This is a genomic window from Faecalibacillus sp. H12, from assembly GCF_013361255.1.
Classification (GTDB): Bacteria; Bacillota_I; Bacilli_A; order Erysipelotrichales; family Coprobacillaceae; genus Faecalibacillus; species Faecalibacillus intestinalis.
In genome coordinates this window covers 82406-93501 of record NZ_JABWDK010000006.1, presented here as the reverse complement: position 1 = coordinate 93501, position 11096 = coordinate 82406, and the positions used below count along the sequence as shown (strand labels likewise).

Below are 11096 nucleotides of genomic sequence, written 5' to 3'. Positions count from 1 at the left end.
AAGCAAAACCAAATTAAGAAAAGAAAGAATTATAAAAGAAATCAAGAAAATCCATTGTTATCTGAAAAATATGAGGATTATCATGCAATTTGTGCATTTGCATATATTCTTGAAAGATATTTATGTAAAGAACAACTGTCAGAAAAAATATATTGTTTATCACAAAGAAATTTAGAATTATTAAAGAGAAATGAAAAAATATTTGATGAAATAGTTAAAAATTCATATAAAAATTGATAAGTCAAAAGAGTTACTTAAGACAAAATAGAGAAAGAAGAAATCCGAGAATAAACAGCTAAAATAGATATTGTATATTTTAGCTATTTCATTTATTATATTAGTACTATGTGTTTGGAGGTCTTATATGAAGATAACATTATTGTCAAAACCAGGTTTTTCAGGGAATATGCTGGTTCGTAAAATAGAAGAAGTAGCTAAAAGTCAATTAATGGATATTGAAGTGTTTTTAAATGAGCATTTACAAGAGGCCGATGTGGTTTTACTTACACCACAAAGATGTGAAGATTTAAAGGAAATTAAAAAGGTGGTTAAAGTGCCAGTAGGCGTAATTTCTTTAAAAGATTATGGTTTGTTAGATGGAAGTAGTATTATAAAATATGCAAAACAGTTGATTCAAAAATAGAGTCAACTGTTTTTTTATGACATTTGTCATATTTACATAGATGACAAAAATCATTAAAATTAAATAAAGGGAGAATAGGAGGAAAACGCATGTCTTTTTATAAAAATAAAGCTTTAAAAATAACATGTATTGTAAGCCTTATTATGATTTGTTTTGTCTATCACCATTATTTAAACACTGATACTAAACAAATAAAATTTGGAACAACTTATATGACAATGAATAATACCTTCTATAAAGCTGTAAACAATGAAATAGAAAATGTTGTTAATAATCATGGGGATGTTTTATATACCAGAGATCCAGCTTTGGATCCTAAAAAACAAAATGAACAAATCAAAGACCTTGTTTCTTTAGGAATCGATGTTTTAATTATTAATCCTGTTGAATCTTCGAGTATTAATAAAACATTAAAAGAAGTCAAAAAAGCAGGAATTAAAATTATTGTAGTCGATGCTCCTATTAGTGATGATCAAATTGCAGATTGTACAGTTGTTTCAGATAATTATGATGCAGGAGTACAGTGTGCTAAAGATATGATGCAACGCTTTGATCATGCACGTATTGCTTTACTTGAACATTCTAAAGCCTTATCAGCGGTTGATCGTATCAACGGCTTTAAAGATACAGTTGCTTTAAATGAGAATTATCAAATAGTAGGAAGTGAAGATTGTTTAGGACAAACGGAACTTGCTTTACCTGCTTTAAATAAAATTATTCAACAAGGAATTGATTTTGATGTTGTCTTTTGTTTGAATGATCCAACGGCTTTAGGAGCACTGGCTTCTATAAAAGAAAATGATTTAGGGCATGATGTTTTTATTTATGGAGTTGATGGTTCACCAAATATTAAGAAATTGGTGGCAGAAACGAAAGCAATTGTGGGGACATCTTCACAATCACCTACTTCTTTAGGAAAAGAAACAATCAAGGTTGCTTATAAGATGTTACATCATAAAAAGTATAAACGCTCAATTATTGTGCCAACAAAATTGATTACCAAAGAAAATATAGAAGAATATGATATAACGGGGTGGCAATAATGAATCATCTTACAAGAGAATATGTTACAAAGTTAAAAGATTCATTATTGTTTATTAATGCGGTTGTTATTATCTATAATGCTTCTTTATTTTTACTTTCTACCAAATATATTTCAGTGCATTATTATGCACGTGATTTCTTAAATAAAGTATCTTATATTACTAGAACACCACAAAATATCTTTTTTGAATCTATTTTTCTTTTTATCATTATTGTTTTATTAATGAAATTAAGAGAAAAAGATAATTTAAAAATGGCGAATGGTCTTGTTTATATCGAAATTATTCTTTCATTTTTATTAATTATTCGTTTAAATGGTTCCTATAATGGAATTTTACTCTTTGTTTTTGCTGATTTACTTTATAATATGAGAAATATTAAACATTTGGCTTTACTTTTATTAATTGCCTTTGGTTTATTACTGATTTCAGATTTTAATATTTTATCAAATATTATACATATGCCAAGTATTGAATCTTATTTATCATTTTATCCAAATTCAAGTCGTACATTTATGTTATTTGCTAAAAATATTTTAGCTTCATTAAATGTTGTTGTTTTTATTCTTTATCTTATTTGCCAAGTTTTAGTTCAACAAGAAGAAACAAAGAAAATCAGTAAAGAACTTCAACTTGCTTCAAAAGTCAATGATGAATTAAAAACGTATTCTGCTTTATCTGAAAAAATGGCAAAAGATAAAGAAAGAAAAAGAATTTCAAGAGAGATACATGATACTTTAGGGCATGCCTTAACAGGTATTTCGGCGGGAATTGATGCTTGTATTGCTTTGATTGATATTGATCCACAGAAGTCAAAAGAACAACTTTTGGTAATTAGTAATGTTGTTCGTGAAAGTATTAAAGATGTTCGCCGTTCTTTATATAAGTTAAGACCGGGAGCACTTGATCAAAGAACTTTAAAAGATGGTTTGATTAAAATGATTGAGGAATTTCAAAGTGTTTCTCATTTAAATGTTGACTTGTATTATGAATGGGAAAATGTTGATTTTGAAAATACGAAAGAAGATATTATTTTTAGAATTATTCAAGAAACGATGACAAACGCTTTAAGACATGGACATGCTTCTCATATTGAAATTCATCTTTTTGACGAAGAGGAAAAATATATGATTATTATGCAAGATAATGGAAGTGGCTGTAAGGAAATTCATTATGGATATGGCTTGAAACAAATGCATGAACGTGTTGCCATATTAAATGGAACGATATATTTTTATAGTGAAGAAGGATTTAGAACAGTTGTAGAAATACCAAAAATAGGAGGAAAAAAAGATGATTAAAGTGATGATTGCAGATGATCAAGAACTTATTAGACAGTCTTTACAAATTGTTTTATCAACACATGAAGATTTAAAAATCGTAGATGCTGTTGAAAATGGTTTTGCAGTTCTTGAGAGTATAAAAAAAGAAAGACCAGATGTCATTTTAATGGATATTCGTATGCCAGAAATGGACGGTGTTTATTGTACAAAGGCGGTCAAAGAAAAATATCCAGATATTAAAATCATTATCCTTACCACTTTTGATGATGATGAATTTGTCTTTAGTGCTTTAAAATATGGAGCAAGCGGTTATTTATTAAAAGGCGTCAGCATGGATGAACTTTATCATGCCATTTGTACAGTTTATAATGGTGGAGCGATGATCAATCCTGATATTGCGACAAAAGTATTTAAACTTTTTTCCAAGATGTCTATGAGTAATTATGCTATCCAAGTCGATGATTCTTTATCAAAAGATTTGACATAGGCTGAATTGAAAGTCATTCAACAAGTTGGTTTTGGTTTATCTAATAAAGAAATTGCTCAAAAACTTTATTTATCAGAAGGAACTGTGCGTAATTATGTTAGCATTGTTTTGTCAAAATTAGAATTACGTGATCGTACGCAACTTGCCATCTGGGCTGTTCAAACAGGAGTCACAATGCAAGAATTTGGTGACGATAATGACTAGAATAAAAAAGGGTATTCTTACATTAATAAGTCTTTCTTTAGTTCTTATTTATTGCTTGATCAATGATCCAAGTCGTGATATTACTCTTACTTTAGGACTTTATGCAGGAAGTAGTTGGGATGTGCCTAATGGGGAAAGTTATCAAGTTATTGATCAAGCAATCAAGAAATTTGAAAAGAAATACCCCAATGTTCATATTGAATATAAAAGTGGAATTATAAAAGATGATTATTCTTCGTGGCTTGCTAATGAAATTACCAAAGGAACAATACCTGATGTGTTTATGGTACTTCCTGATGATTTTAATACGTTATCTTCTATTGGTATTTTAAAGAATTTAGATCGGCTTATTAAAGAAGAACGAATAGATACTTCTCTTTTTTATCAAAGTGCTTTATTTGCTGGAAATAATGGAAGTCAATATGCACTTCCTTATGAAATCAATCCAACAATTATGTGTATCAATCATGATTTACTTACCAAAGAAGGTATTGCTATTCCTTCAAGTAATTGGACTATTGATGATTTTTATAATATTAGTAATCAAGTTACAAAGGATACAAATAATGATGGTGTCATCGATCAATATGGCTGTTATGGCTTTGATTGGCAAGATGTTCTTGATTGTTATGGGTTACAAGTTTTTAAAGAAGATAATTGTCATCTTGATAAAAAAGAAGTCAAGGAAGCGTTTTTATATTTGACAAAACTTAAAGCTTTATCAAATGGCTATCAAGTTTCATCAGAAGATTTTGATCAAGGGAAAGTCGCTTTTTGTCCTTTGACCTTTGCTCAATATCGTACCTACCAACCTTATCCTTATCGTATTAGTAAATATACATCTTTTAAATGGAGTTGTATTTCAATGCCGGGGACAAAATCAAATACGATTACAACACATTTAGACACTTCGTTAATAGGAATGTCTTCACAAACAAAGCATCAAGAAATAGCGTGGGAATTTTTAAAAATGTTGACGATGGATGAAGATATTCAACAATCTCTACTTGATAATTCGAAGGGAGCCTCTCCTTTAAAGAAGGTCATGTTATCAAAGAAAACAAAGGAAATCTTAGTAAAAGATACAGTCTCCTATGCTTCTTTAGATTCAGATGTTTTAAATAGAATTTTAGAAAACACGTTAGTAGAACCAAAGTTTAAAGAATATGAAAATATTCTAGAAAAAGCAGATTATTTGATTAATCAAAGTATTGATCAAGGAACGATTGATAATGATCTTAATAAGATACAGAAGAAATTAGAAAATGAATTGAAATAGATAGCTTTTGGCTATCTTTTTTATTTATGACAAATGTCATAGTAGGAATGATATTTGTCAATTTTTTTATGATTTTTGTCACTTAAAAGTCATGATTGAAGACATGTTGCAAGTGCTTTCATATTTGGTATTCTATAGGTGCAAGGAGGGAAGGACATGAAATATTTAGTATTGGTAAGTCATGGTGAATTTGCAGCTGGTTTAAAAACATCATTAATGATGTTGGCAGGACAAAGAGATGATGTGATTGCTTCAGGTTTACCTGATGGAAAGACAGCAGATGAATTTGCGGAAATCTTTAAAGAAAGTGTTAAGGACATTCATGAAGATGATGAAATTGTTTTATTAGCGGATATTGTAGGAGGGTCACCACTTACAACTGCTTTAAATGTTTTAGCTGAAAAAGGTTTAATGGAAAAGACAACAACAATTGGTGGGATGAATTTACCTTTAGCCCTTACTTCAGTATTAATGAAAGATACTTTACAAGGGGATTCCTTTGTACAAGCTGTCTTAAGTGAAGCAACAACAGCTTTACAAGAATTTAAAGTCGTAGAAGACGACGAAGATGATATTTAAGGAGGAAGAAAGATGTCAGTATCATTTATTAGAATTGATGATCGTATGATTCACGGTCAAACATGTACACGTTGGGCAAGAGAATACCCATGCGATGGTTTGGTGGCTGTAAACGATAAAGCAGCAAATAATTCAGTATTAAAAGCAGCTTACAAATCAGCCAGTGGAAAGAAAACATTTGTATGGACAATGGAAGCTTGGCAAAAGAAAAGTCAAAAGGTTTTAGATAGTCAAGATCAATATTTCTTAATTACTAAAAATCCTATTGATATGAAAAAAATTCTTGTTGATCAAGGTTTTGATTGTGGTATTAAAACAGTCATTGTTGGACCTTGTAATGATCGTGAAGGAGCAACAAAACTAGGAAACAACCAATCGATTACACAAGAAGAAGCAGAAGCTTTTGAAGCTTTAGCTAAAGCAGGTTATACAATCAAATTTGCTTTATTACCAGATGTTTCAATTGGAACATGGGATGATTTTAAAGGAAAATTTGGTTTTTAACAAATATATAAATAAAGGGGAAGAAAAATTATGACAATTAGTTGGTTACAAGCGGCATTACTTGGTTTATTTGCTTGTTTATCAAGTATGCCAGGATTAGGTGGTACTTCCTTTGGTAACTACACATTAGGTCGTCCTTTAATTGGGGGACTTGTTTGTGGGATTATCTTAGGAGATATCAAAACAGGTATTTTAGTAGGGGCAGCAATGCAAGTTGTCTACATTGCATTAGTTACTCCAGGTGGAACCGTTTCAGCAGACGTTCGTGCTGTAAGTTACATTGGGATTCCACTTGCTATGGTAGCGTTAAATAGTTATGGTTTATCTGCTGCCACAAAAGAAGGAGCAGCTCTTGCAACTTCATTTGGAACAATGGTTGGTACTTTAGGTACAGTATTATTCTATGGAACAGCAACAATCAACTTAGCATGGCAACATGTTGGATGGAAAGCTGTTGAAAAAGGGAATTATCACAAGTTATATATTGTAGATATGGTATTACCTTGGATTTCACATATTTTATGTTCATTTATTCCAGCCTTAATTATGTGTAAATTAGGGGCAGATGTTGTTGAACTTATTAAAACAACATTACCTATGGATGGTTTAGCTATGAAAACTTTATTTACAGTTGGATCATTATTACCATGTGTCGGAATTGCAATTTTATTAAAACAAATTGTTACAAAAGCAGTTGATTTCATTCCATTTTTCTTTGGATTTACTCTTGCTGCTTCAATGGGAATCAATTTAGTTGCAGCAACAGTGATCGCTGGTATGTTTGCTTTAATTAACTACAAATTAAAAATGTTACAAAATCAAAGAGTAGCTGCACCTGCAGGAGACTTTGATGATGAAGATGAGGAGGATATTTAAGATGGAAAAGAAACTATCTAAAAAAACATTAACTAAATCCTTCCACAATTGGTATTATGGAAACTTAACATGCTTCTCTCAAGAACATATGCAAACTTTTGGTTATCTATGCTCTATGTTACCAGTAGTAGAAGAACTTTATGATAAAAAAGAAGATCAAGCAAGATCAATGAAAACATATACTGCTTTCTTTAATACAGAACCTCAACTTGGTACTGTTATTGTTGGGATGACAGCTGGGTTAGAAGAAGCACGTGCCAACGGAACAGAAGATGTTGATGATGAAACAATCAACGGTTTAAGAGCTGGTTTGATGGGACCAATCGCCGGTATTGGGGATTCCCTAGTTGTCGGAACAGTTATTCCTATTTTACTTGGTATTGCTTTAGGTATGTCTACAGGAGGTTCTCCTCTTGGAGCTATCATGTACATCATTGTATGGAACTTATTTGCTTACTTTGGAATGAAATTCTTATATTTCAAAGGATATGAATTAGGTGGAAAAGCGGTTGATTTCTTAGTTGGTCCTCAAGGGGAAGCTTTAAGAGAATCAGTCACAATGTTAGGTGGTATTGTTATCGGTGCTGTATCAGCAACATGGATTTCAGTAACAACTTCATTTACGATGACCGCAGCTGGAGCTAAAAAACCTTTCATAGATTTACAAAAAACATTAGATGGTGTTTATCCAGGATTATTAACAGCTGTCTTTGTTGTTGGATGTTGGTATTTATTATCTAAAAAGAAAATGTCACCAATTAAAGTAATGTTATTATTAGTTGTTGTTGCCTTTATTGGTGTACTTGTTGGATTCTTCAATCCAGGATTATCTTATTAAAAGGAGAAAAAAGATGAATAGTCAAGAAAAACAAGGATATATAGATGAAATTAATTATCAAAAGAAAATGATTCATAATCTTATAAAATGGTTACGCAATTTGTTCTTCCTTTCCTCTCTGGGAGTCTTGTTGATGTATTATTTTTCAAATATCTTATTTGTAAAAATCTTTGCAATCATATTAATAATAATATCTATATTAGCGATTATCCTTGTTGGAAAGGCTATTTACAGTGGTAAGAAAAACATAAATAAAATTGTTGATCAGTTTTCCTTCAAATATAAAAACTCTCTATAACTCATACAAAAAACCGCTTAGGCGGTTTTTATGTTATACTTTATCTGGTGATATTATGATAACAAATAAAATCAATACAATTTTAAATAACAGTCAACAAGGTGATATCGATTATACGATCTGTAACTATATTAAAATGAATTTAAAAGAAGTTGCTTTTATGTCCATTGAAGAACTTGCAAGAAAAAGCTATGTTTCAAAAGCAAAGATCTCTAAATTTATCAAAAAATTAGGTTATGATAATTATATTGCCTTTAAAGATGATTGTTTATTAGAATTAGAAATTAGAAAACAAGTAACAAATACCAACTATTTTCTTACAAAGAAGCATCTTCATGATTCATTATCTTGGATTGAAAAGAATTTAATGAAGATTGAACAAAGTCAAATCGATTACTTTGTAAGAAAAATAAAAGAAGCTAAGCATATTTATCTTTATGGAGTTGCTTATTCACATTTACTTTGTCAATATGTTCAATACGAAGGAGATCTTTTTCAAAAAAATATTCTTGTTTTAGATGAAAATGAGGTAGCTATTGATCGGTTAAAAGAGGATGATTTATTGATTGTTATTGGTGTAGAAGAAGATGCTTTAAGTAAACAATCTTCACGTTGTTTACGAAAGCTTTTAAGAAATCAAGGAAATAAACTTTTGCTTTCAACCCAATTGATTGATCAAACAATGTTGAAATCTTTTGAAGGGATTTTGCTTGTATCTATCGATCATTTAGAAATGAAAGAAAGAAGACTTCTTTTTCGTTATTTAATAGATATGTTGGTATCACGTTACTTTGAGTTAGAATGTGCTTAAGGCACATTTTTTTCATCTTGTCAAGAAAGTTTATGAAATATAAAAAAGAAAAGAAATTTATTTATTTTAAAGTAAAGTAATCCATAAGGAGGGCTTATGGAAGAAAAATTAACTATTAAACAATTATTCGCTATTTTAGCCGCAGGTTTGTTTTCTTTTTGTGGTGTTTTGATTGAAACAGCGACAAATATTACTTTTCCTACATTGATGAATGAGTTTCATATTTCAACATCACTTGTTCAATGGATGACTACAGGAAATTTATTAATGATGGGAATTCTAATTCCTATTTCATCTTATTTAAAAAGAAGATTTCAAACAAAAAAATTATTTTTAGTAGCGGGATTTTTATTTTCAATAGGATTGATTGTTGATGTCTTTGCACAACAGTTTACTTTATTGCTTATAGGAAGATTTATACAAGGAGCGGGGGTAGGAATTGCACTTCCTATGATGTATAACATCATTTTAGGAGAATCACCGGAAAGACTTCTTGGTTTAATGATGGGATGTGGTTCTTTTGTGACGGCTGCAGCACCCGCTATTGGACCAACTTTTGGGGGAATTATGACACAATATTTTACTTGGCGCTATATTTTTATTTGCGTTTTACCAGTTATTGTTCTGGCAAGTTTTATAGGTTATTTTTGTATGAGTGAACAAATAATTAATAAACATGAAAAATTTGATCTTTTAAGTTTTATAGCGGTAGCGTTAGCTTTTGTTTCTTTAATTATGGGGTTTTCTAATTTAAATCAGATAGTTGATGATTTAGTATTTGTTTTGGGTTGCTTTATTATTGGAATAATCAGTTTATATTATTTTACTAAAAGACAACTGCATATTAAAAATTCCTTAATTCGTATAGAAATATTTAATCATAAAGGTTTTACGTTTCATACTTTAGCTATTATGTTTCTACAAATGACAACACTTGGATATGGTTTATTGTTACCGACATTTGTTCAAATTGTTTTAAAACACCCAGCAACAGATGCAGGGGTCGTTTTACTTCCAGGAGCCATTGTTGGTGCTGTGTTTGCGCCAATAGGTGGATTGATACTTGATCGACTTGGTGCTAAAAAGCCAATTGTTCTAGGGTTATGCTGTAGCTTTATTGCCACATTTTGTTTCTTGTTCTTTTTTAAAAATCTTACATACCAATCATGTATCTTATTCTATTTTATTTATAGTTTAGGCATTGGTTTAATTGTTGGTAATACCATGACATCTGCGATGTCTCATTTACCAAAAAATCTACAGGCAGATGGGAATGCTACGTTACAAACATTGATGCAACTTTCAGGGGGAATAGGAACATCCATTACAGCAACTATTTTAGCGTTTGTACAACAAGGAACAAACTTATATGATGGGACAAATAGAGGTGCATTGTTTGTTTTGATTTTTTTAATGTTTAATATTAATATTGTTATTTTAAGTCAATATTTTGCTTTTAAAGGAGGAAAGAAAAATGAATTTTAAAGATAAAGTGGTTGTAATTACCGGAGGAACAAGTGGTATTGGAAAGCAAGCAGCTATTGAGTTTTCAAGAAAAGGAGCCCATGTTGTTGCTTTTACTGTAGATAAAGAAGAAGTATGTAAGGAAGCTATTAAAGAAATAGGAAATGATGCATCTTATATTCATTGTGATGTTTCTAAAGAAGAAGATGTAAAAAAAGCTATTGAAGAAGTTGTTTTAAAATATGGACGTCTTGATTGTGCATTTAATAATGCGGGTATTGGACCAGATGGTGTACGTATGCCTTATGAATCATTAACAGAAATTTCTGAAAAAACATGGGATTTAGTAGTTGATGTGGATATGAAAGGTGTTTTTCTTTGTTTAAAATACGAATTATTACAAATGCAAAAACAAGGTTTTGGTACAATTGTTAATACGGCTTCTATTGGAGGGTATAAAATGGCACCTGGATTTGCTGCTTATGGTCCAGCTAAAGCAGCAGTTATTGCTTTAACAGAAATGGCAGCTTTAGAAAATGCGGCATTTGGTATTCGTGTCAATGCCATTTGTCCAGGTCCAACCATGGGAACAGAACTTACCAAAAATTCACTTTCAACTAATCCTCATGAAGAAGCAATGTTGAAAGAACATGTGATTCCTATGAAAAAACTAGCGACGACTCAAGAAGTCGTGAACGCTGTCTTATGGTTAAGTAGTGAAGAAGCAAGTCATACAACAGGACAAAAACTATTTATTGATGGTGGAATGCATATTGCATAGGAGGAA

At 30.7% G+C, this 11096-nt stretch carries 13 protein-coding genes and 1 pseudogene; all 14 read left to right on the top strand.

The genetic code is table 11. The annotated features are described in order from the left end of the window. Positions 1 to 237 (top strand): hypothetical protein (locus HUU89_RS06760; protein WP_175301340.1); only part of this gene is annotated, 237 nt, incomplete at its 5' end. Between the two features lie 127 nt (positions 238 to 364). Next, complete coding sequence (locus tag HUU89_RS06755; protein ID WP_147580338.1) at positions 365 to 643, top strand: PTS sugar transporter subunit IIB; 279 nt, start codon at positions 365 to 367, stop codon at positions 641 to 643. Between the two features lie 89 nt (positions 644 to 732). Further along, on the top strand, positions 733 to 1686 hold the full coding sequence (locus HUU89_RS06750) for a sugar ABC transporter substrate-binding protein (RefSeq protein WP_119363862.1): 954 nt from the start codon (positions 733 to 735) through the stop codon (positions 1684 to 1686). After that, positions 1686 to 2987: a sensor histidine kinase gene (locus HUU89_RS06745; protein WP_175301339.1), complete on the top strand. Its 1302-nt coding sequence runs from the start codon at positions 1686 to 1688 to the stop codon at positions 2985 to 2987. The genes HUU89_RS06750 and HUU89_RS06745 overlap by 1 nt, the downstream gene beginning before the upstream one ends. After that, positions 2980 to 3660, top strand: a pseudogene (locus tag HUU89_RS06740) (response regulator). The gene HUU89_RS06745 and the pseudogene HUU89_RS06740 overlap by 8 nt, the downstream one beginning before the upstream one ends. Further along, positions 3653 to 4939, top strand: coding sequence for an ABC transporter substrate-binding protein (locus HUU89_RS06735; protein WP_175301338.1), 1287 nt, complete (start codon positions 3653 to 3655; stop codon positions 4937 to 4939). The pseudogene HUU89_RS06740 and the gene HUU89_RS06735 overlap by 8 nt, the downstream one beginning before the upstream one ends. Positions 4940 to 5095: 156 nt before the next feature. Continuing rightward, positions 5096 to 5518: a PTS sugar transporter subunit IIA gene (locus HUU89_RS06730; protein ID WP_022001602.1), complete on the top strand. Its 423-nt coding sequence runs from the start codon at positions 5096 to 5098 to the stop codon at positions 5516 to 5518. Positions 5519 to 5530: 12 nt separating this feature from the next. Continuing rightward, positions 5531 to 6022 carry a PTS system mannose/fructose/N-acetylgalactosamine-transporter subunit IIB gene (locus tag HUU89_RS06725; RefSeq protein ID WP_106987905.1) on the top strand — a complete coding sequence of 164 codons (492 nt, stop codon included), beginning with the start codon at positions 5531 to 5533 and terminating at the stop codon, positions 6020 to 6022. A gap of 30 nt (positions 6023 to 6052) precedes the next feature. Beyond that, on the top strand, positions 6053 to 6898 hold the full coding sequence (locus HUU89_RS06720; RefSeq protein WP_032090713.1) for a PTS mannose/fructose/sorbose/N-acetylgalactosamine transporter subunit IIC: 846 nt from the start codon (positions 6053 to 6055) through the stop codon (positions 6896 to 6898). Position 6899: 1 nt separating this feature from the next. Continuing rightward, positions 6900 to 7736, top strand: coding sequence for a PTS system mannose/fructose/sorbose family transporter subunit IID (locus tag HUU89_RS06715; RefSeq protein ID WP_175301337.1), 837 nt, complete (start codon positions 6900 to 6902; stop codon positions 7734 to 7736). Positions 7737 to 7749: 13 nt separating this feature from the next. Then, positions 7750 to 8034 carry a hypothetical protein gene (locus HUU89_RS06710; protein ID WP_032090712.1) on the top strand — a complete coding sequence of 95 codons (285 nt, stop codon included), beginning with the start codon at positions 7750 to 7752 and terminating at the stop codon, positions 8032 to 8034. Between the two features lie 55 nt (positions 8035 to 8089). Next, positions 8090 to 8845, top strand: a complete 756-nt coding sequence (locus HUU89_RS06705) for a MurR/RpiR family transcriptional regulator (protein ID WP_175301336.1) — start codon at positions 8090 to 8092, stop codon at positions 8843 to 8845. Between the two features lie 96 nt (positions 8846 to 8941). After that, positions 8942 to 10330, top strand: coding sequence for a DHA2 family efflux MFS transporter permease subunit (locus tag HUU89_RS06700; protein WP_175301335.1), 1389 nt, complete (start codon positions 8942 to 8944; stop codon positions 10328 to 10330). Next, a complete protein-coding gene (locus tag HUU89_RS06695) occupies positions 10320 to 11090 on the top strand; it encodes an SDR family NAD(P)-dependent oxidoreductase (RefSeq protein ID WP_175301334.1) in 771 nt (256 codons plus the stop codon). Before HUU89_RS06700 ends, HUU89_RS06695 begins: the two co-directional genes overlap by 11 nt. Positions 11091 to 11096: the final 6 nt, after the last annotated feature.

Bases quoted from the DNA above. Each gene is read 5' to 3' on its own strand.
- HUU89_RS06755 (WP_147580338.1), top strand. From the start codon at position 365: ATGAAGATAACATTATTGTCAAAACCAGGTTTTTCAGGGAATATGCTG.
- HUU89_RS06750 (WP_119363862.1), top strand. From the start codon at position 733: ATGTCTTTTTATAAAAATAAAGCTTTAAAAATAACATGTATTGTAAGC.
- HUU89_RS06745 (WP_175301339.1), top strand. From the start codon at position 1,686: ATGAATCATCTTACAAGAGAATATGTTACAAAGTTAAAAGATTCATTA.
- HUU89_RS06735 (WP_175301338.1), top strand. From the start codon at position 3,653: ATGACTAGAATAAAAAAGGGTATTCTTACATTAATAAGTCTTTCTTTA.
- HUU89_RS06730 (WP_022001602.1), top strand. From the start codon at position 5,096: ATGAAATATTTAGTATTGGTAAGTCATGGTGAATTTGCAGCTGGTTTA.
- HUU89_RS06725 (WP_106987905.1), top strand. From the start codon at position 5,531: ATGTCAGTATCATTTATTAGAATTGATGATCGTATGATTCACGGTCAA.
- HUU89_RS06720 (WP_032090713.1), top strand. From the start codon at position 6,053: ATGACAATTAGTTGGTTACAAGCGGCATTACTTGGTTTATTTGCTTGT.
- HUU89_RS06715 (WP_175301337.1), top strand. From the start codon at position 6,900: ATGGAAAAGAAACTATCTAAAAAAACATTAACTAAATCCTTCCACAAT.
- HUU89_RS06710 (WP_032090712.1), top strand. From the start codon at position 7,750: ATGAATAGTCAAGAAAAACAAGGATATATAGATGAAATTAATTATCAA.
- HUU89_RS06705 (WP_175301336.1), top strand. From the start codon at position 8,090: ATGATAACAAATAAAATCAATACAATTTTAAATAACAGTCAACAAGGT.
- HUU89_RS06700 (WP_175301335.1), top strand. From the start codon at position 8,942: ATGGAAGAAAAATTAACTATTAAACAATTATTCGCTATTTTAGCCGCA.
- HUU89_RS06695 (WP_175301334.1), top strand. From the start codon at position 10,320: ATGAATTTTAAAGATAAAGTGGTTGTAATTACCGGAGGAACAAGTGGT.